This window comes from Fictibacillus solisalsi (assembly GCF_900103485.1).
Classification (GTDB): domain Bacteria; phylum Bacillota; class Bacilli; order Bacillales; family Fictibacillaceae; genus Fictibacillus_C; species Fictibacillus_C solisalsi.
Map to the genome: position 1 here is coordinate 138714 of NZ_FNHW01000001.1, position 20559 is coordinate 159272.

The window sequence follows — 20559 nt, forward strand, 5'->3', positions numbered from 1 at the left end:
ACGGTTTACTGTTTCTTATGTAGAGAGGGGGAGGGAATGGCCCGATGAATCCTCGGCAGCGGACTCGTTTAGAGTACTGTGCCAATTCCACAAGCGTATTGCTTGAAAGATAAGAAGAGCCGAGCACTTTGAAATATTCGCCTCTTCTTGCTTACCATTTATGCAGGAAGAGGCTTTTTAATTTTGAACAGCTGCTGATTGGTCAACCAAAGGCGCCATGTCATTTGCATGATATGCGTTTATTTTTTGTCCGAAAGGAGGAAAAGTCTTGGGAAATCAATTGCGTAAAGCAGTAGAAAGCAAAAGAAACCAGCTGATTACAAGTCTCATTAAGATGGGTGTGTACAAGAAAGAAGAACGTCATCTGTTTCAGCTGACCTTGACCGACCTTGAAGAAGAATACGGCAAGGCCGTCAGTCATAAAAAGTACAGAAAGCAAAGAAAAGAGATAAATTAATTATTGAAGGATACGTGCTTTTTTCAATCGCTGTTTTTTATTAGAGAGTATCCTAAAAAGCGGCCTGCTTAAAATCAGGGACAACAACAGAAAAAGGACAGGAAAGAGAACGAGATGCCAGATGTCTGAAAGGACAATCTCTTTGATCATGCCTCCCGTTGCTTCGCGCAGCAAGCTGACGCCATAAGTAAAGGGCATATATGGATTGAGCCTTTGAAAAAAAGGGGAGGTCATCGACACGGGAAACGTGCCTCCTGAACTTGAGAATTGCAGAACAAGGAATATAACCGCCAATCCTTTGCCGATGTTTCCAAAAATGAAAACGAGCGAGTAGATGATGGACATGAATACGATGCTCAACAGGATGGAAAACAGCACAAATTGGGGCTTATCCACAATGTAGGCAGAAATCACAAATAAATTTCCAAGGGAAACCACCAGTGCCTGGAGCATGCCGATTGAAATAAACGTAAGCCATCTTCCCCAAAATAACGCCATACCTAATTGGCCCTCTTCACTTACTGTTCTGCCGGCTTTAAGAGAAGAAATGAGTAGCATGCCTCCTACCCACAGTGCCAAGACGGTATAAAAGGGAGTCATAGCAGAGCCGTAATTGGGGATGGGGAAAATTTTATGTTCTTTTAGAACAATCGGAGAAGCAAGAAAATCACTTTCCTTACCAGGGTTGTTTTTTAGCGCCTGGATTACATCATTCAAATTGTTATTCCGTTTAAATTCTCTAATTTTGTTCGCTGTCTCTATAATGGATTTCTCCATTTGAGGAAGATCATTTTCAGCCAGGCTGGCCGCCCGGTGGATGGCTTTTTCCATTTTGGGTATATCCCTCTTCATTGCGGCTGCGGCAAGAGTAAGGTCTTTTTTTATTTCGGGAGAATCCCTTTTTAGTCTGGCTGAAGCCTCGCTTATATTTTTCTTGGCAGCAGGCCAATCTTCCCTGTAATAGACCATGAGATCCTGCAGGGACGTAAGGTTCCCGTTCTGTTCCCCCAATGTACGACGATTTTTTTCTGTTAACACCCGCAGATTGTTAAGATCATTTTTAATGGTGGTTAACTGTTCAGTTGGATAAGACAGGCCAGGGGAAGCCTTTTGGGCTTCTCGGGCTTTTTGAATCGCTTGATCGGTCATAGACTGAAGCTCCAATAGGGTGCTGTCTAATGAAACAGCTGTTTGCTCTATGGATGGAAGTATGGAAAGACGGTTATCTATGGCTGTGGCCTGATCCAGCACCTGCTGTATTTGTGGAACGGCTTTTTCCGTTTGTGTAAGAAGTGAGCTGACCTTCTCGAAATCGGAAGATAATTTTTGAAGGTTCAGTGACACTGTTCTTTTATGCAATAAGGCGAGCTTTTCATCAAGCAAAATAATGCGCTTGGACATTCGATTGATTTTCGGAAGCTCTTTTTCAAGAGCAAAGAGTTTCTGTTCAAAGCTTTGGATCGTCGGCAGGTTCCTTTCAAGAGTGATTCCCGCCTCGTTGAACTTTGAAAAAATAACTTTTCCTACATTTCTTGTGAAGCTGTCGCTCACCTGGTTAATAATGGTGGAGACGCCACTCTGGGTAATTTTTGGAGACACTGCATTGATTTTCTCATTCACCGCATAGTCGATGACCGGTTTTTCAGGAGACTGACTCGCAATACTTGCAATCTTTTTGGAAAAGTCTTTCGGGATGTAGAGGCTTGCATAATAATCGCCCATCACCACACCGTTATGGGCTTTTTCCTTTGTAACAAACGTCCAGCCGAGCTTATGATTATTCTTTAAATTCTGGACGACTTCATTTCCGATATTGATGTTTTTATCCTGAAACATGGCTCCTCTGTCGTCATTGCTGATGGCAATTTTGATGCCTTCCGTGTTTTCATAGGGATCCCACATTGCTTTTATGTTCACCCAGGCATAGACGGACGGAAGAAAAATGAGGCCCATGATTAAAAGGGCGGCAGAAGGGATCCTTAAAACCTCTTCCCAGTCAGTACGAAACACATTAAATGCTTTTTTCATCATATTAGATCCTTTTTTTTAAGTATTGAATCTCACATCTTTCTTAGTTTTTGTTTGAAAGGAGCGTTTATGTATTCATTTGATAGTGGACATACCAAAGGGCGTTGTGGTGTACTTAGGTGAGCAGAAATATTGGAGGAAATGATAATGAACGAACATTTGGCCAATGAAATTTTATCGGATTTGCGAAATGGACATCTCAGTGAATATATTGTGATAAAGGAGGAATTTCCTTTATTTCGTGAGGTTCTTGTAAAGCAGGAAGACAAAAAAGCATTTAGAGGAATTATTGTTCCTGGCGGTGGGGGAAACATTAAATATTTTTACCAGCCGGGCTGGACAGCATAAAAAAATCGGCTCCTTTTAAAGGAACCGATTTTTTATTTTACGATGATGACAGGACAACTTGCCAATTGGGCAACATTGTGACTGACACTTCCTAGCAGTGCTTCTTTTATCAAGCCTTTTCCCGTGCTTCCAATGACGATCGCATCATAGCCATGCTCGTTTGCATAAGAAGCAATCACATGGCCGGGATCCCCCTCGAAGGTGTGAGTTTCATACTCAATTCCCGAATCGGAAAGAAACTTCACCGCAGGAAGCAATAATTCCTTATCTTCTTCCTCAATCAGCTCATCAAGATTTATGGTCATTACCGGTTCTTGCATGGGAAGGTTTTTATTCACATGAACGATGGTCACTCGTTCGGATTCGAATTTTTTGGCCAGTTCCGTCCCGTGCATCAGTGCACGGGCAGAAGAAGGTGAGCCGTCAAAAGCAATCAAAATTTTATTATACATAAGTATGACCTTCCTTTTAATTAGTGAGAAGCTGTATCAACGTGTGCTAAGTGTTTACGTCCAAATGCAACGACAAGCATGGCGAACAGGACAAAGATTGCTCCGGTTACAAAGGGAACATGAGGCGAATAGGTTTCAGCCAATTTGTTTGCCAGCCATGGACCGATGGCTCCTCCGATAAAGCGGACAAAGCTGTAAGCTGCTGAAGCGGTTGCCCGTTCAACAGGTGCTACTTGCATCACAGCTGTTGTAATTAATGTGTTATTTGTACCAAGGAACAAGCCGGCCACAATTACAGCAATGATCACCACAATAGCATGATCTGTCCAAATCCCCATAGAAAGCAGGGTCAAAGCAAACAAAATAAGCATGGCACACATGGATTTAACAGTACCGAATCTAGCTTGAATCTTCGGTGCTACAAATACAGAAGTAATCGCAAGGCAAAGTCCCCATCCAAGGAAAACGTAACCTAAGCCGTGTTCATCCAGATTCATAACAAATGGAGAATAAGCCATCAAAGTGAAGAAGCCGATATTGTAGAGAAAAGCCGTAAGTCCGAGCCTGAGCAACCCTGGATATTTTAAGGCTTTAATCGGATCAAGGATTGAACTTTTTACTTTTGGTTTTGGCACCTGAGGCATTTTAATCAGTAAAGCAAAAAAGGCGATGACCATTAAGACACTGACACCGTAAAATGGTCCGCGCCAGGAAATGGAACCGAGTTCCCCTCCGAGAAGAGGCCCGACGGAAATTCCCAACCCAATCGCGGCTTCATAAAGAATGATGGCTTTTGCCGTTCCGCCGATGGATAATCCAACGATGGCTGACAGTGCGGTAGCAATGAACAGGGAGTTTCCAAGGCCCCAACCGCCACGGAATCCAACGATTTGAGAGATTGCGTTGGATGAACCTGCTAATGCTGAAAAGACAATAATAAGTAATATACCCGTTAATAACGTCCATTTAACGCCAACCCGGCTGGAAACCACACCGGTAATCAGCATTGCAACACCGGTAATCAGGTTATAACTTGAAAACAGTAACGAAACCTGGCTCGGAGTTGCGTTAAGCTGCTTGGCGATAGCAGGGAGAATCGGGTCGACCAATCCTAATCCCATAAACGAAATAATCGTGGCAAAAAAGATGACCCAGATGACCAGTGGCTGTTTGGCGGACTGATTCTGGATCTCAAGCGTTTCTTGACGCATGCTGAAAAACCCCTTTTCATGAAATTTAGTTAATAAAGTTAAATGTAGTGCACGCAAAATAAAATCAATACTCACCCAGTATAATACAGGTTAACCTTTACGTCAACGTAACCATTTCCTTTTTTATATTGATTTATGTTATTTTGAATATAGAGTTTTGGAATCCAACGTTTTTTTAAAAGGAGATTTTTGAAATGACGGGTTTAAAAATAGATGAAGTAGCAAAACAAAGCGGACTGACAAAAAGGACAATCCGTTACTATGAACAGATCGGGCTGCTTTCTTCACCGCCCAGAAGTGAGGGAGGATTCAGACTATATTCAGAAGACCATGTTAATTTCTTGAAGAAGATTACAAATGCCAAAGAAGTTATGGGTTTTTCTCTTGCTGAACTTCAGGAATTTATTAAGCTCAGCGACATGCTTGAACTGCAGCGGCATGACTACAGAAAGGTTAAAGGCACAGAACTGCAAAAAGAAAAGCTGGAAAAGGTCTTTCATACCGTAGAAGAGCAATTAAAACTTTTGGAGCAGAAAAAGAAGAATATATTAAAGGTTGAAAGTGATCTGGTTTCTCTCAGGGACCGTGCACAAGCAGCACTCATTCGTTTTGAAGAGGAGAAATAAAAATGCCGGCAGACAGGCCGGCTGATGAAACGATTTAATGGGTTTGTTGAATAACATTTCCTTCTGCCGGAATGGGATTTTCCTTGAGTAAACGTGCAAAGTGATACAGGTTGTATCCCATAATTTCGGCATGCTGCATGGTAAATTCATTTTCATATCCTTTCGCTTCGATATAAGAAGGTCCAGGGCCCGCTTCTCCTACCCAATAGGTGTCTACATTTGGCGGAATGGTAAAGCCGATGTGCGAAAGTGCATAAATCACGGAGCGGCTTACATGTTTTGCCCCGTCCTCATTGCCCGTGACCACAACACCGCCAACTTTGTTATAAAAGATGTATTGACCTTGCTCATTAGTTTCACTGCTTGCCCCGTATAGACGTTCGATCAAAACAGTGGTCAGACTGCTTTGTTGCCCAAGCCATATGGGAGAGCCAATGACCAAAACGTCCGCTTCTTTTACTTTTTCATAAATGACAGGCCATTCATCCTGATCGCTGATTGCCTCTCCGGTAACGCCATATTCAATATTATAATCAGCAAGTGTAACAATTTCTGTTACCATTTCCTTTTTGTCAAAAATTTTCACCACTTCATCTATTAAGGCCCTGGTATTTGATGGTTGATTGCTTTTATTTAGTGTGCAATTAATTACTAATGCCTTTAATGTCATTTTTTTGATTTCACTCCTTGTCGGCTGTTTTTACTTCTATATCTGTACCCCTTTCTGTTTTATAAAAACATCGAGCTGTTTTATACAATACATCACCACAAACAAACCGCAGGCTTCCGGAAGGCCGCCTGCGGTGAGTATCCTTTTTATTAATTTACGCCTACATTGGTCCATGCTGTTTTTACTGCATTGTATTCAGTGCTGGTGCTGCCATATAAATCTGCTGTTGCACTAAGTAATGCCGCACGTGCACCACTGAAATTGGTCGATGGTGTCATGTAGCGGGTCAGTGCTCTGTAATATATTTGTTCGGCTTTCGCTTTTCCAATCGCGGTAATGGTATTGTAGGCGGCTTTGTTTGGAATTCCGCTGTTCGTATGCACGCCGCCATTGTCACTGGACGTGTTCACATAACCGCTCATGTGGTCGGGCTGTCCGTAAAGTTTTGGATTGGATAAACTGCGCAGACCATCTCCAGCTGTGCCAGGTGTATAAACATCTTCTCCCATCAGCCAGTCATTTGGATCAAGGAAATAACCGAATACATCAGACATGGATTCATTCAGTGCCCCGGACTGATACGAGTAATTGAGTCCGGCTGTCCGTTCTGTTACAGCATGTGTTAACTCATGTGCTACAATATCAAGTGCTCCTGACAATGGACGGAAGACTTGTCCATCTCCATCTCCATAAACCATCTGTGAACCATTCCAGAACGCATTGTTGTAACCGGAACTATAGTGAACGGTAGACCTGATGGTGGAGCCTGCATTGTCAAAGCTGTTGCGTCCATGCGTAGTTTTATAATAATCATACACTTTGCCGGCATAGTAGTTCGCGTCTACATCCGCGCCCTGGTTGGAGGCGGTCCAAGCGTTGTTTGTATCTGTTGAATAAACACCAGGAAGGCTTGATCCGTTTCTTGCTGTGTACGTCTCAATCACACCGGACATGGCTTTGGTTGTGTCATACAAATAGTAGGTGCCGGCAGACAGGTAGGTGTTCAGCGTTTTATTGTCGCCAAGAACACCGTAGCCAGAACCGGTCGCAGGTCCGTCACTATTCACGGCGTTAATGCTTTTCAGGACTTTGCCGCTGTTTGCATCCACATATACCTGCCAGTTTGCAGGATAAGGATCAATGAATTGAAGCGCCACCCGGTAGGCGAGCTTGTATTTATTTTGGTCCTTGAAGATGACCAGTTTTGACTTTTCGACCGTGTCGCTGATCTTTGCTCCTTTAAAAGCAAGCGGTTTGCTTTTCTCTTTTTTCGGTTTTTCACCGATATGTTTCCAGGCAGCATTGATCGCGCGGGTATTTGTGAATTTTTTGGTTGATTTTATATTTTCAGGAAGGTTGGCATGAACATCTCCATTAATCGCCGTGATTTTTCCTTGTTGATCGGTGTGGACCATGAACACGGCTCCATCAACAGGTACACCATTGATGGATTGGTTAAATACATAATGAGTCATGCCCAGGTTGTCCTTTTCTTTCGAAAGTAAATGAAGATGATGAGAACCATTGAATTGAAATAATTGTTTATTGCCGTCAATAAAGGCGAGGACGTCTTTCTCGGTATGGTATGTACCTTTTGAAAGTTTCCCTGCAATAAAGGAAGGAATGGCTTTGCCTTTGGTTGTTGTGACTTGGACTTGAGGAGTAAGGGTTTTGCTATTCTCATGAAGAACAAGCTTTTGCGATTTTGTGCCAGGTTCGTTGGCTGCTGCTGCCTGATAGGCGGAACTGAACAACAGACCGGCGGATAGTAAAGCAATGAAACCTTTTTTCATAAAATACCCTCCTAATGTTCTTTATAGGGGGCGCCCTTAATTTCATCATAGCACAGGGGAATATTTACGGTATTGGGAAAAAAAGAGTGTTTTCCTTTTAAATTCCTCTATCTCCGGCATGTTGTTTTCCCAAGTGTCAAGACACTAAAAATAGAGTATAATTTTTTGTCATGTTTATCACAAGTCTGGAAAATCTTGAAGTCTTATCCTGCCGGGAAGCTGAAGTGGACAAGTTATTGGAGGAGATCCGTACCAAATCCAGATTGATTATGCCAGGAGAGAGGAACTTTAAGGATCGGGCTGCTGTGAAGAGGAAGTGCTGTTTTTTTATAATTATGACTTTTTGCCTGAAAATAATTAAAAATATGATTATTCCCATAATCTCTTTAAACAAAACCTGTTTTGTGCTATAATTAATAGAATAAATAAAAAAATATTTGGGTTTTTTCGCTTTTTGCCCCTCATATTGGAAAGGGGATTGATGACCATGAATCAATCTAAAATTCAAGAGATGTTGGTCGATTTAAAAGCAAAACAATACATTGAATCAGAAATAACCCACACATTAAGTCAAAATAACATTCCTTTACTTTCAATCAGCTACAGCAAAAAGGAACATGTTTTTCAACTAAAATATACCGACAATCAAGAGATCGTTTCATTTGCAAACGTAACAGCCGCAATGGATGCAATAACCGCGGAATTTTGCAGACATAAATGAGCACCGTGTTTTCACGGTGTTTTTTTTTGGGGATGAAAGGCGGAATTATATTACAACTCCCGGGTTATGGTATAATCAGGCGAAATTAATTATAGAAAGAGGCAAAGCATGCTATCATTTGAAGAAAAAATAGAACTTATTGAAACTCACTTTCCACAATTGACCAGGAAAAATATTTCACTTGGACGAGTCAATTACCATCTGGAGGACAGCAAAAGGGACAAGAAAATAGTCGTACAGCAGCTGCATCCGAACGGAAATGGCTTTGTTTACGCAGGCCATCTTGACCGCCGGCAAAAGAATGAAAAAGAATTGGTTAACATTCGCGACTACAGCTCAGAGGCTCTTATTTCACTCATTTCAGGTTCTATAGACTATTTAAGCAGCGAAGAATCAGTGGCTGCTCCTGAGCCGGAAGTACCTGTGAAAGAAACATGGACAGGCGGTGCCGACAATGAAAGACTTCTTCTCGTTCATGAGGATGAACTATGGAATATTTATGCAGGCCTGAATTTGGAAGCAGCGTTTGAATCTTATAAAGAAGCACACGATTATCTTGTGGAAGAAGGATTTGAAAAAATTCCAAGCTCCTCTCGCTAGGCATTCTGTAATGGGGAAAGGAACCTTTTTATAGAGAGATATTTCATTTTACAAGGAGTATTTTAATGAATAAAAACCAGGAATTACATCAGTTTCTTTTAAAAAGGGCCAGGAATCTGACCGAGGAATGGTATAATTCTCTCGATAAAACCAGCACTTCCGGCGTGTATACTTCTCATGATCCGACAGTGATAGAAACGCTGAAAGCTCAAAATTATGAATTTCATATTCATTTATGCGAGGTTCTTGTAAAGCCTGAAGAGGCTTTCTTTAAAGAATTTGAAGAGTGGATCATAAAAATTGCCAAAGACAATGAGCATATGCGCACTCCTATCCATTTGATCATTAAAGAGTTCATGAGGGTACGCCAACAATATTTTGATTATATCAGTGAGTTTGCGGCATTAAACCGGGATACATTGCATCAAGAGGAAATCGATGAATGGAACCGTCTGGTCATTAAGGTCTTTGATTCCGTCATGCTGCAATTTATCGAGGAAACCCATAAATATTCCACCGATCGATTGCGTGCCCAGCAGGAACTACTTAATGAATTAAGTTCTCCTGTGATTTCCCTGAACAACGATACGGCATTGTTGCCTCTTGTTGGGGATGTTGACACAACGAGAGCCAAATATATTCTAGAAAATACATTGAACCAGTGTGTACAAAAGCGGATCGCCCATTTGTTTATCGATTTATCAGGGGTAGTCATGATCGATACAATGGTAGCACACGAACTGTTTCAGTTGATTGATGCCCTGGATCTTGTTGGTGTAAAGACAACATTGTCCGGGATCCGCCCGGAGATTGCCACAACTGCGGTTCAACTGGGTCTGTCCTTTGACCGTGTATCGGTGACCTCAACGCTTGCCCAAGCGATTGATTTTAAAAACCAAGAGAAATAATACTTATCCGCATAAAAAACAGCATTTACATTTCGTAATGCTGTTTTTTTTTTCAATTTTTAAATCAAGAGGGTATGATATACATAAAAGCTTTTTCAAAAAGAGCTGCAGGATCTAACAACAAAGGTTCGAAAAAGGAGGAACTATGGAATTAAAAGGGATACACCACGTTTCTGCAATTACGGCAAAGGCAGGAAAAAATTACGACTTTTACACAAAGGTACTGGGCATGCGCCTGATTAAGAAAACAGTGAATCAGGATGATACCTCTGTTTACCATTTGTTTTACGGCGATGAAAAGGGAAATGCCGGAACCGAATTAACATTCTTTGAAATTCCGATGGCAGGAAGAAATCATGATGGTGCCAACAGTATTTCGGAAATTTCGCTGCGGGTAAAAAATGATGAAGCATTGAACTATTGGAAGAACCGATTTGAAGAAATGAACGTGGTTCATGAGGAGCCTTCAGAACGATTTGGCCGTCTCTCTCTCGCCTTTAAGGACAACGAGGGACAGCGTCTGTTACTTGTATCAGACGAAACCAATACAGGAGTTTCTGCTGGTGTGCCCTGGGACAAGAGCCCGGTTCCAAATAAATACGGCATCACCGGTCTTGGACCTGTCAGGCTGACTGTACGCACGAAAGAGCTAACAGAGGAAGTCATTACGGAACTTTTGGGATTCAGGAAAAAAGGAGAATACCCGTCGTTCCAACCCGGCCAGCCGGATATTGTGGTATATGAAACAGGCGAAGGAGGCACAGGAGCGGAGCTTCACATCGAAGAACGAAAGGACTTGGCCCCTGAACGTCTTGGAAGAGGCGGGGTGCACCACGTTGCTTTCCGCGTCCATGATGAGGAGGAGCTAAAGAAATGGATAGAGAAAGTCCAGAATGCCCAGTTTCCGAATTCAGGATTTGTCGATCGGTTCTACTTTAAGTCGCTTTACTTCAGGGAATTAAATGGTATTTTGTTTGAACTGGCCACGGACGGTCCGGGATTTGCGACGGATGAAGATCTGGAGCATCTTGGGGAATCACTCGCCCTTCCCCCTTTTCTTGAATCCAAACGCCAAGAGATTGAAGCCAGGTTGAAACCGCTGGATACTAAATTAACGTAAATTCAGTGTATGTGTTTCCTTTCTTTGTATCATATTAATTATGTACAAATGATAAAGGAAGGGATAATGATATGACGACTATATTATATATTACGGCACATCCCCATGATGATACACAATCCTACAGTATGGCGGTTGGAAAAGCATTTGTTGAATCTTACAAACAGGCAAATCCTTCTGATCAAGTTGTTCATCTGGATCTGTATAAAGAAAATATTCCCCAGATTGATGTGGATGTGTTCAGCGGCTGGGGAAAGCTTAGATCGGGTTCTACCTTTGATCAGCTATCACAAGATGAAAAGACAAAAGTACAGCGGCTTTCCGAACTGACCGATCAGTTTGTAGCGGCAGATAAATACATTTTTGTAACGCCTATGTGGAATTTTTCATTTCCACCCGTTATGAAAGCCTATATTGACTCTATTTGTACGGCAGGAAAGACCTTTAGATATACGGAACAGGGACCTGTTGGACTGCTTACAGACAAGAAGGCACTGCATATCCAAGCCCGCGGAGGCGTCTATTCGGAAGGGCCTGCAGCAGGACTCGAGATGGGCCACCGGTACATTGGTGTGATCATGAACTTTTTTGGCATTCCATCATTTGAAGGCTTGTTTGTGGAAGGACACAATCAATTTCCCGACCGGGCGGAAGAGATTAAGCAACAGGCCATTACTAAAGCAAAAGAAATGGCACAAACCTTTTAACTTCATCAAAAAAAGCGAAGGCGTAATTTGCCTTCGCTTTTTATTTAGGTGGAGAACCATTCTCCTTTTAATGCTTTACTATATCTTTTTGCAGATCGCTGGACTGATTGTGAGGCATTTTCCGCCACAACCCTGTGGAACGCGTTGTATAACCGGTTAAAAGGTATGGGCTCTGCAATACTGGCCATGCGCTCCACGGTAGAAGCCGGAAGTGGAATCAAGTTGGGGTAACTGTACATGAAACTGACCCAATTTCTGTCTGCTGCCACCTGGATGATGTCCCCAGTCAGAAGCACTCCTTTTCCTCCATTTCCTTGAGACCAGTGGACGACTGCTCCACCCTTATAATGGCCTCCAAGCCTGTACAAGGTAAGCCCTTCACTGAGCTCGAGCGTTTCACCGGACCAAAATTTTATCAAGGGGCTTGAACGTGTGACCCATTCTTTGTCATCTTCATGAATATAAATGGGTGCTTCAAATGCTTCCGCCCATTCCACCTGGGTGGAATAATAATGAGGATGGGAAAGAGCGATGGCATCAATCCCTCCTAATTGCTTCAGGTACGCTATCGTTTCTTGATCAAGATAGGTCAAACAGTCCCACAACAGGTTGAAATGATTACCCTGTACAAGGTAAGCTGTTTGCGAAATCGCAAAAGCCGGTTCGGTATGTATGCTGTACAGGTGAGGTTCATCTTCTTGTATGGTATTTTTAAAATTACGGTTTCTCATCTCTTGCAGCGTGGTCCAGGACTGCCCCTGGGGTGAAACATATTGTCGTTCCTCTGTGCAGATGGTGCAGATTTCGGGAGGGTGTTCTGTTGGCGGATATTGGACTCCGCAGGTGATGCAAATATACGGCTTCATTCGATCATCCCCATTTTTTTTATTTCCGTCTGCTTTGATTATAAAGTAAAAAAACTGTAATGATAAGCAATTACTGGCAATGTGGGCATTACATATTCCACTCCAATATACAAAAACTAACGACAGAACAGGGGTGGTTTGATGAGTCAGACAAAATGCAGCTCCCCCTCCGGCCAAAACAGCGGAGGCGGGAGTTTAAAATGGTGGCAGCTTTCGTTAATGGGAATCGGATGTACCATCGGAACAGGGTATTTTTTAGGATCTTCCATCGGGATTATGATGACCGGTCCCTCCATTGTCATTTCTTTTGTCCTTGCTGCACTTGGCACGTATATTGTTTTTAATGTATTGGCAAAGATGACAGCAGAAGATCCGCAAAAAGGATCGTTTTGCGCCTATGCAAAAAAGGCATTTGGCCATTGGGCAGGTTTCAGCTGTGGCTGGAACTACTGGGTCTCCAATATCCTGGTCATGGGCAGCCAGTTGACAGCACTCTCCATATTGTCGCGGTTTTGGTTTGAACAAGTACCTTTGTGGGCGTTTGCCTCAGGGTATGCGATTCTTGCTATCATCGTTGTATTAACCGGGACAAACGGCTTTGACAAAGTTGAGAACATCCTTGCCGTTGTAAAAGTGGCGGCTATTTTAATGTTCATTATTTTAGCGGGAGCAACGCTCCTAGGCTGGCTGGATGGCGATGTTAAAAAGCCAGGTCTGCCTGACAGCACAGGTGATTTTTTTCATGATGGATTTCCGGGGTTTTGGTCTTCGCTGATCTACGCGTTTTATGCGTTTGGCGGCATTGAGGTCATCGGGCTGATGGCCATGCAGTTGAAAAGAAAAGAAGACGGGCCCAAAGCTGGTAAAGTCATGATGTTCGTTTTGGCTGTGATTTATGTGGTGTCCATGGGGCTGGCAGTCACCATGGTTTTTCAAGGGGCGTTTGATGATAAGGAAAGTCCGTTTGTGACCGCTCTTGACGATTACCATCTTGCCTTTTTTCCGCATGTATTTAATGGAGCGATCATTATAGCAGGTTTCTCCACCATGACAGCTTCTCTTTTTGGTGTGACCAACCTCCTTTGTACAATGTCAGAAGATGGTGATGCTCCGTCACTGTTCAGCAAGAAAATTAAAAAATTGAAGGATCTGCCATTAGCCTCTCTGGGACTTGGGGCCGCAGGTCTCCTTGCTTCGATCATTACCGCATTGTTAATGCCCGGAAAGATTTATGAATACATCACCACTGCCGCAGGAATCCTGCTTCTTTATAACTGGCTGTTTATTATTCTTTCTTCCATGAAAGTGCTAAAGCAGAAGATATGGAGCAAAGTGTTCTCTGTTATGGGGCTTCTTTTAATTTTGGCGAGCATCAGCGGAACCCTTGCTGAAAAAACGATCCGTCCCGGGTTTTATGTCAGTATCCTGTTAGCTGGAATCATTGGTATCGTGGCTTTTTTTATGAGGAAGGTATGGAAGAAAACCGAAACAAGCTAAATAATCCGTCATAACTTGTCTTTTCCTTTGATACATATGAATGAGGTACAAAGGAGGAGATGAAGGTGGACCGGCAAACATGGGAAAAAAGCGCAAGGTTCGAGCATCAGTTTTGGCTTCAGGTACTGGGGGATCATGCCCGTTTCTTTTTGGATACCCTGGCTTCGAAGGAAACAAAAGAAATTGAAGCGGCCAAACGATATAAGGGAGGTTTCGACGGACTGCTTCAGCAGGCAAGAGGAAACGCGGATCTCACGAAGCTAACTGCTGCAGCGGAAGAAATGGCGACATCAATCAGGGATTTTAAGCTTCACATGCTCAGAAGGCACCTGACAGGAAAAATAAGCATTCACCTTTCACCAACCTTTCTTAATCATATGGTGAATGAGGTGGAAGAGTATTTAGGAATTCTGAAGTATTTAAAAACAGAACAAATGCCGCCGCTCTATCATGAGCTGCATTATCATATGGTATGGCTTCCCGACGCTGCAGGACATGCAGGAGCCATATCGGATACCATGGATGCGGTAGAAAAAGATATAAAAACACGAAGCAAGGAATACAGCGTTCATTTTGAACAATTTTATATCAAGGCGGTAGAATTGGCAGGATATTTAAGGACAAACCTGAAAGAATTTCCGGCTTTGAAGCGCATGAATCAAGAAGTGAAGATGGAAATTATGTTGTTTCGAAAGTTTTTAAAAGAAATCGAGGAACTGGAACTTTCGAATGAGGTGCTTGGTACGTTTTCTGCACTGATGGCCGATCATATGGCAAGAGAAGAATGTTATTATCTCACGAAGTTGGCCATGGCCTCACAAACGACAGAACCGGGCTGTAATCCCACAAAACCAAGGGTGGAAGAAAATTAAAAAACCTCCTCAGCGGGGTTTTTTTTAAGTTCATGCTATGTTGTTAGTATTGCGAATGAATTATTTTCGCCTAAACCAAAATAAAGGAAAAGAAATTGAAATAAAAATGAACTTATTTCATCATTTTACGTCTTTTTAACTAGAAGCCATTTTTCTTAAAGGCAGTCTGTCCAGAAACGGGTGAAAAAAGTGTGGACCAAGAACTTCAGCAATTAATCGTAAAAGCTAAGAAAGGAGACCAGGATTCCTTTTCTGAACTTATTCAAAGATATAAAGGAAAAGTGTTCCGGCATGCTTTTGCGATGGTCCATGATCAGATGGAAGCTGAAGATATTACTCAAGAAGCTTTCGTCAAGGCCTATTTTTCAATGGATCATTTGAAAGAGGCGTATGCCTTTTCCTCCTGGCTTACAAAAATTGTAACCAACCTTTGTTATGACCGGATAAAGAAGAGGGAGAAACGGCCACAGTTGCAAATGGATCCGGCACAAACAGAGTTAATGGCCGATACCTATTCGGAAGTTGAAAACCTGCAGTTGAGGATCAATTTGCAGCTTGCCATGCAGAGGCTTACTCCCGAACACCGGACAGTAATTGTATTAAGAGACATCCAGGGATTTTCCTATCAAGAGATTGCAGAAATATTGGAAATACCAGAAGGGACGGTTAAATCCAGAATTAATATAGCCCGAAAAGAACTGAGAAAAGAACTGATAAGGGGTGATCGGGATGCATGAAGAAATACATGAACTTCTATCCGCTTATGTGGATGGTGAGTTAGACAGCAACCAACGACAAGAAGTTGAAAGGCATATGAGTGACTGCGGGAAATGTAGGGAAGAAGTGGCTCATTTATTGGAATTAAAGGCTTTATTGTCATCCACTTATGAGGAACTTGAGATGAAAAATGGCAATATGGAGCAAACGGTGATGGCCAGGATCCGTTCAGAAACTACACCTGAGACACTTCTTTCCCGGGGAGGTATGGCTGCAGCCATAGCGGGGGCTATTGTTCTGGCCGCTTTTCTATGGTTGGCCTCATCGATTATTACGAAAGGGATTCATGTGGGGGTTACTCTCACTTCGATTTCCTTCAGTTTAATACGTTCGGCCTTTACCGTGGCGGGGGCTTTGCCAAATCTGCTTGAAGTTTTCTTAGTGCTGGCGCTGGTCGTGCTGGTCGCATCAGGATGGTCTGTGCGAAGATTACTGGATACAAAGTCAACAGGTTGAGGAGGGACGGCGATGAAAAAGTACCCTGTCTTAATAAGCATAACAATGGTTTTCATGGTGGCCCTCACACTTGCAGCTCCCAACGTATATGGTGCTGAAAAGAATGTGATCAAACAAAAAGATGTGATTGTACCTGCAAGGCAAAGTATTGAAAATATCATTGTTTTTGGACACGATGCGATTGTAAAGGGGAAGGTGAAAACAGCCGTCATTGTTATTAATGGAGATGTAGACATCAAGAAAAATGCAAAAATAAAGGAACTGGTACTTGTTATCGGCGGGCATGTCAAACAAGAAGCAGGCTCGAAGGTGACCGATAACATTATAGCCATAAATCTGAATAGTCCATCCCAAAACAGCCTTTTTCTTGGGGGACTGGTCCTGATTAGCGGATGGCTTCTCCGGCTTATTTCAAGCATCATGCTGGTTTTCTTAACAGTAATTGCCGGCCTGTCGCTTCACAAGCGAATAAACAGCTTGGCAGGATTAACAAAAGGACAGGCTCCGCGTCTGATATTATCAGGAGCCATTATTAGTGCGGCACTGTTGGTTGTAAGTGTATTACTCGCTATTACGGTCATCGGTATTCCTGTCTCGATTTTGCTTCTACTCTTTCCGGTACTTGTATTTATTACAGGGCTTGCCATCTACAGTCATGAATTGGCGTCTCAATTTTCAAGCTTGGAGGATAAACCTCCGTGGCTTCGGTATTTGACAGGGTCTTTTGTGCTGGTTTCCCTGTTCAACTTTCCGATTATCGGCAGTATTTTCTTCCTTCTTCTCTTTTTTTTGTCGTTGGGGGGAGCATTTAAATTTTTGTTTGAACGCTTTCGAGCTCGTAAAAGAAAAAACATCTAGTTCCTGGCGGAATTTGCCAGGACTTTTTTTTGTTTGTAATGAACTTTTTGGCACAACATCCGTCTTTTTAAGTGTGCAAGATTTATTAATTGAAATTTTATTTATAAAACAGGTGATAAAAAATGAGAAAAATATTATTTTTGCCGTTTTTACAGATGCCATCCGGCCACCATCAGGCTGCTGAGGCATTGATCGATATGCTGAAAATCAGAAAGAAGGATATTGTTTTAAAAAAAGTAGACTTGTTGAGCTATATGAATGTTTCTCTTGAAAAAATGGTGACTAGAACCTACCTGAAATGGATAAAAAATTGGCCTGGTACCTACGACCGTGTATATAAAAATCTAACGTATTCCGCCATAGGAAGAGATTCTTTTAAAGGGTATGACCTTTTGTTTTCAAAGAAAATGCTCAAACTTTTGGATGATGAACAGCCTGATGTGATTATCTGCACACACAGCATACCGTCCTATCTTGTAAATGAACTCAAGCGAAAAGGGAAATGCCATGTTCCCGTTATGAATGTGTACACGGATTTCTTCATCAATGATGTGTGGGGAAAAGAAGAAATCGATTACCATTTCGTTCCTAACCAGGACATGAAAACAAAACTTATGGTTGAACACCATGTGCCTCATGAGAAGATCATCGTCTCTGGGATTCCGGTTCATGAGCAGTTCAAAAGAAAAGCAATAAATTTACCAACAAACACCAGGAGAAAAGTTTTAATCTCCGGCGGCAGCAGCGGATTGGGTGATATTTATGAATTGATTACCGCCGCTGGTTCTTCTGGCGCCTTTGACTATTATGTTTTATGCGGAAAAAACAGAAAACTATATGAAAAGATCCGATCGCTGGGTTCAGCTAATATTCATCCGCTGCCTTATATTTCTTCAAGGAGCGAAATGAATGAATGGTATGACAGAGTAGATGCAGTCGTTACAAAGCCAGGCGGAATTACGGTGAGTGAAGCACTAAGGAAAAACCTGCCGATATTCGTGCATTCCGTACTCCCGGGACAAGAAGAAATTAATCTCGAGTACCTGGAGAAAAAGAATTTGGTCTTCCGTATCGATAAGTCATTGCCGCTGGAATCTCAATTGAAACGGGTACTCCGAAATCAACCTGCCATGAAAAATTGGCAAGCCGCCAAAAACGCTTATGAGAAAGGGCTTGAAATGTTATCGCCTGATCAAATGACCAAATTTATCCAGTCTTTGCTGGAGCCGGCCCTTACCTTAAGCCGGCAAGCTTAAGATCATTACATCAAGGCTGGAGTATATCGTATGTTCAAAGAGCATCACAATGCAGCAGCTGGATGGTCACCATCAATGGTTTCAATCTGGTTCATTGGCGGTCTGCAGCTGATGGGAAACGGGGAATTTATCGGTAAAATCCTCATTGAAGTAATAAGGCGTCCTAAATATTCATTTGAGACGGGTCTCCATTTGAATAAAGCGGGAAACAAGTCCAAAGTTCTTCAAGATCGTTCCTTGCGGTAATGTGAATCGACCAAAGAAAGGGGAAAAAATGAATTACCAGTGGTTTCAAGACATTAATAATTTATCCGTTTCTCATCCTGTATTGGATGGTTTTATGATCTTCTTAAGCCAAAAGGCGCTCTATCTCTATGCTATTGTTCTTTTGGTCCTGTGGCTTATGAATGAATCGTATAAAAGATCAGCAATCTATTCCGGGATCACTGGAATATTGGGGCTCATCGTAAACTATATCATCACTCTTTTTTATTATGAGCCAAGGCCATTTGTCAGCCACCACGTGCATTTGCTGTTTAAGCATGCCGCTGATGCTTCATTTCCAAGTGACCATACGACAGGTGCGTTTGCTTTATCGTTTGCCGTATTCTTAACCCATAAAAAGCTCGGCAGTGCGATGCTGGCAATAGCGGCATTAACCGGATTATCACGAATTTGGGTAGGACAGCATTATCCATTTGATGTTGCTGGAAGTATAGTTGTCGGGGGGATCATCAGTATCCTTGTTTACCTGATGTCCCCTGTCATTGATCCGTTTGTAAAAGTTACTCTTCGTAAATACAATCAAGTTTCACATATATTAAAGAAGGCCATTTGGAGCAAATAGTCTTCAGCTTGCCCTTTCCTTCCTATGGATGAATCGCTAAAATAGGAAAGAAAGGGTTTTTTTAGTACTTAAGAAGGGGAAATAAGTGTAGGTAAAGATCAGAGAGGGTAGAATGAAAATAAAATCTATACATATCGCATGACATGATTATTGATGAGAGAGAGGATCCAATGGGAAGGTTATTCAAATTATTAAAAAACGGTAATAAATCCGCTTTTTTGGCGGCAATTGTGAATACCATTATTGCGATTATTAAAGGCGGCACCTATATTTACACCGGGAACGTAGCTATGTTTGCTGAAACCATGCACAGCCTGGGAGATGCGGCCAATCAATTTTTTGTATTTATTGGTTCCGCATTGAGCAAAAGAGGCGCTACGAACCGCTTTCCGAATGGATTTGGCAGGCTGGTTCATCTGGTTCTGCTTGGAGCGGTTATTATTGTAGGCATTATGTCTTTTGAAACGATCAAGGAAGGGTTTTCTCATATTTTTCACCCGACTGAATCCACTGGTTTTTTAATCAACATTGCCGTGCTTGCTGCTGCAGTTGTGCTTGAGGGATTTGTTCTCTTTAAGGCCATGAGGGAGATTATGCATGACGTCGGCGACACAACGAGCGGTTTTGCCGTGTTCTTTAAAAGCTTTGGTCACCTTCCAAAAGCCAAACCGGCCACCAAGCTTGTCTTTATGGAGGATCTTGTCGCAACAGCGGGAGGGGTCCTGGCGATTGTCGCCATCGTTATCTCCCATTTCACACCCTTTCATCAGGCAGAAGGAATTGCTTCGATTATTATTGGTCTCATGATGTTCTTTGTTGTGGGCAAAGTGTTTCTCGATAATGCGGCAGGAGTCCTTGGGGAGGCTGACGAAGAGATGGAAGACAAAATTGGAGAACTCGCCTTGCGTGACCCTGAAGTAAAAGATGTAGTGGAAGTGGTTGTTATCAAAGAAGGCGAGGAACTCCATGTGGAGCTTGAAGTGGAGGTAGATCCTTTACTGACGGTTGCCCAGGCCGACGATATTAAAGATCGGCTGGAGGAAAAGATCCTGCAGGAGAAAGGTGTCACCGATGTGACCATTGAATTTGATGAAGATGACGGCATACAGCGGTGGGAAAAGCAAAGTCATCCAGAGAAGTTAGAGGAATAAGCTTCATTTCGAAAAAACAAGGGAATTCCACAGAGGGGATTCCCTTGTTTTTTTATGTTTACAGAGAAACACAGGCCGAAAAGCCAAAGGTACCGTCCAGAATCGTCAGGGTACTGGCCGCGGGATTAAAACATGCCGGGCGGGTAGTAGTAAGGATAAAATACCTGTTGAGCTTGCTGTCCCTGCTGGGACTGCCCGCCTTGCTGGGCTTGCTGCTGTTGACCGCCAGGCATACCGGGGAAAAGCCCGGGAAATTGTGGCATCTGCTGCCCGCCCTGTCCCTGCTGGGATTGTCCGCCTTGCTGCCCTTGCTGCTGTTGACCGCCAGGCATACCGGG

The 20559-nt window shown here is 42.7% G+C and carries 24 protein-coding genes and 1 riboswitch; of the genes, 18 read left to right on the forward strand and 6 right to left on the reverse strand.

From position 1 onward, the window contains the following. Positions 1–12: 12 nt before the first annotated feature. A riboswitch (SAM riboswitch) is annotated at positions 13–116 on the forward strand. Positions 117–268: 152 nt separating this feature from the next. Further along, positions 269–457: a Fur-regulated basic protein FbpA gene (locus BLT53_RS00720; protein ID WP_090232019.1), complete on the forward strand. Its 189-nt coding sequence runs from the start codon at positions 269–271 to the stop codon at positions 455–457. Here BLT53_RS00720 and BLT53_RS00725 read toward each other — a convergent pair whose 3' ends face one another. Then, positions 458–2485 carry a YhgE/Pip domain-containing protein gene (locus BLT53_RS00725; RefSeq protein ID WP_170834181.1) on the reverse strand — a complete coding sequence of 676 codons (2028 nt, stop codon included), beginning with the start codon at positions 2483–2485 and terminating at the stop codon, positions 458–460. Between the two features lie 147 nt (positions 2486–2632). Between BLT53_RS00725 and BLT53_RS00730 the strand changes: the two genes are divergently transcribed. After that, a complete protein-coding gene (locus BLT53_RS00730; RefSeq protein WP_090232022.1) occupies positions 2633–2833 on the forward strand; it encodes a hypothetical protein in 201 nt (66 codons plus the stop codon). A gap of 32 nt (positions 2834–2865) precedes the next feature. On the opposite strand, the gene BLT53_RS00735 is transcribed toward BLT53_RS00730, so the two are convergent. Both BLT53_RS00735 and BLT53_RS00740 read right to left on the reverse strand, forming a co-directional pair. Beyond that, positions 2866–3285, reverse strand: a complete 420-nt coding sequence (locus BLT53_RS00735; protein WP_090232024.1) for a universal stress protein — start codon at positions 3283–3285, stop codon at positions 2866–2868. Between the two features lie 20 nt (positions 3286–3305). Beyond that, a complete protein-coding gene (locus BLT53_RS00740) occupies positions 3306–4496 on the reverse strand; it encodes an MFS transporter (protein WP_090232025.1) in 1191 nt (396 codons plus the stop codon). A gap of 194 nt (positions 4497–4690) precedes the next feature. Between BLT53_RS00740 and BLT53_RS00745 the strand changes: the two genes are divergently transcribed. Beyond that, positions 4691–5122: a MerR family transcriptional regulator gene (locus BLT53_RS00745; RefSeq protein WP_090232026.1), complete on the forward strand. Its 432-nt coding sequence runs from the start codon at positions 4691–4693 to the stop codon at positions 5120–5122. Positions 5123–5156: 34 nt separating this feature from the next. Here BLT53_RS00745 and BLT53_RS00750 read toward each other — a convergent pair whose 3' ends face one another. Together BLT53_RS00750 and BLT53_RS00755 are read right to left on the reverse strand one after the other, a co-directional pair. Further along, positions 5157–5792 (reverse strand): flavodoxin family protein, encoded by a 636-nt coding sequence (locus BLT53_RS00750; protein ID WP_090232028.1) that lies wholly within the window; start codon positions 5790–5792, stop codon positions 5157–5159. Between the two features lie 149 nt (positions 5793–5941). Beyond that, on the reverse strand, positions 5942–7585 hold the full coding sequence (locus tag BLT53_RS00755) for a M4 family metallopeptidase (protein ID WP_090232030.1): 1644 nt from the start codon (positions 7583–7585) through the stop codon (positions 5942–5944). Between the two features lie 487 nt (positions 7586–8072). Here BLT53_RS00755 and BLT53_RS00760 point away from each other — a divergent pair, with 487 nt between their 5' ends. The 5 genes from BLT53_RS00760 to BLT53_RS00780 all read left to right on the forward strand — a co-directional run bounded on the left by BLT53_RS00760 (position 8073) and on the right by BLT53_RS00780 (position 11641). After that, entirely contained in the window at positions 8073–8306 is a 234-nt protein-coding gene (locus tag BLT53_RS00760) for a hypothetical protein (protein WP_090232031.1), read from the forward strand. A gap of 108 nt (positions 8307–8414) precedes the next feature. Next, the gene (locus tag BLT53_RS00765; protein ID WP_090232033.1) at positions 8415–8906 is read left to right on the forward strand and encodes a hypothetical protein; all 492 of its coding nucleotides are present in this window, start codon (positions 8415–8417) and stop codon (positions 8904–8906) included. A gap of 65 nt (positions 8907–8971) precedes the next feature. Then, positions 8972–9814 carry an STAS domain-containing protein gene (locus BLT53_RS00770; protein WP_090232034.1) on the forward strand — a complete coding sequence of 281 codons (843 nt, stop codon included), beginning with the start codon at positions 8972–8974 and terminating at the stop codon, positions 9812–9814. A gap of 145 nt (positions 9815–9959) precedes the next feature. Further along, a complete protein-coding gene (locus BLT53_RS00775; protein ID WP_090232036.1) occupies positions 9960–10934 on the forward strand; it encodes a ring-cleaving dioxygenase in 975 nt (324 codons plus the stop codon). A 71-nt stretch (positions 10935–11005) separates the two neighbouring features. After that, a complete protein-coding gene (locus BLT53_RS00780; protein ID WP_090232037.1) occupies positions 11006–11641 on the forward strand; it encodes an FMN-dependent NADH-azoreductase in 636 nt (211 codons plus the stop codon). Positions 11642–11685: 44 nt separating this feature from the next. On the opposite strand, the gene BLT53_RS00785 is transcribed toward BLT53_RS00780, so the two are convergent. Then, entirely contained in the window at positions 11686–12507 is an 822-nt protein-coding gene (locus tag BLT53_RS00785; RefSeq protein WP_090232039.1) for an MBL fold metallo-hydrolase, read from the reverse strand. Positions 12508–12648: 141 nt separating this feature from the next. Between BLT53_RS00785 and BLT53_RS00790 the strand changes: the two genes are divergently transcribed. The 10 genes from BLT53_RS00790 to BLT53_RS24875 form a co-directional block, all read left to right on the forward strand. After that, positions 12649–14004, forward strand: coding sequence for an amino acid permease (locus BLT53_RS00790; RefSeq protein WP_090232040.1), 1356 nt, complete (start codon positions 12649–12651; stop codon positions 14002–14004). A 65-nt stretch (positions 14005–14069) separates the two neighbouring features. Beyond that, a complete protein-coding gene (locus tag BLT53_RS00795) occupies positions 14070–14876 on the forward strand; it encodes a DUF2935 domain-containing protein (protein ID WP_244520321.1) in 807 nt (268 codons plus the stop codon). Between the two features lie 191 nt (positions 14877–15067). Then, the gene (locus tag BLT53_RS00800; protein ID WP_090232044.1) at positions 15068–15613 is read left to right on the forward strand and encodes an RNA polymerase sigma factor; all 546 of its coding nucleotides are present in this window, start codon (positions 15068–15070) and stop codon (positions 15611–15613) included. Then, positions 15606–16109: an anti-sigma factor family protein gene (locus BLT53_RS00805; protein WP_090232046.1), complete on the forward strand. Its 504-nt coding sequence runs from the start codon at positions 15606–15608 to the stop codon at positions 16107–16109. The genes BLT53_RS00800 and BLT53_RS00805 overlap by 8 nt, the downstream gene beginning before the upstream one ends. A gap of 12 nt (positions 16110–16121) precedes the next feature. Next, positions 16122–16967, forward strand: a complete 846-nt coding sequence (locus BLT53_RS00810; RefSeq protein WP_090232047.1) for a hypothetical protein — start codon at positions 16122–16124, stop codon at positions 16965–16967. A gap of 122 nt (positions 16968–17089) precedes the next feature. Then, positions 17090–18223 carry an MGDG synthase family glycosyltransferase gene (locus BLT53_RS00815; protein WP_090232049.1) on the forward strand — a complete coding sequence of 378 codons (1134 nt, stop codon included), beginning with the start codon at positions 17090–17092 and terminating at the stop codon, positions 18221–18223. Between the two features lie 30 nt (positions 18224–18253). Then, on the forward strand, positions 18254–18469 hold the full coding sequence (locus BLT53_RS00820) for a hypothetical protein (RefSeq protein ID WP_090232050.1): 216 nt from the start codon (positions 18254–18256) through the stop codon (positions 18467–18469). Positions 18470–18497: 28 nt separating this feature from the next. After that, a complete protein-coding gene (locus BLT53_RS00825; RefSeq protein WP_090232052.1) occupies positions 18498–19070 on the forward strand; it encodes an undecaprenyl-diphosphatase in 573 nt (190 codons plus the stop codon). A gap of 170 nt (positions 19071–19240) precedes the next feature. Continuing rightward, positions 19241–20221: a cation diffusion facilitator family transporter gene (locus tag BLT53_RS00830; protein WP_090232053.1), complete on the forward strand. Its 981-nt coding sequence runs from the start codon at positions 19241–19243 to the stop codon at positions 20219–20221. A gap of 44 nt (positions 20222–20265) precedes the next feature. Next, positions 20266–20559: hypothetical protein (locus tag BLT53_RS24875; protein ID WP_170834182.1), on the forward strand; the 294-nt coding region annotated here is incomplete at its 3' end.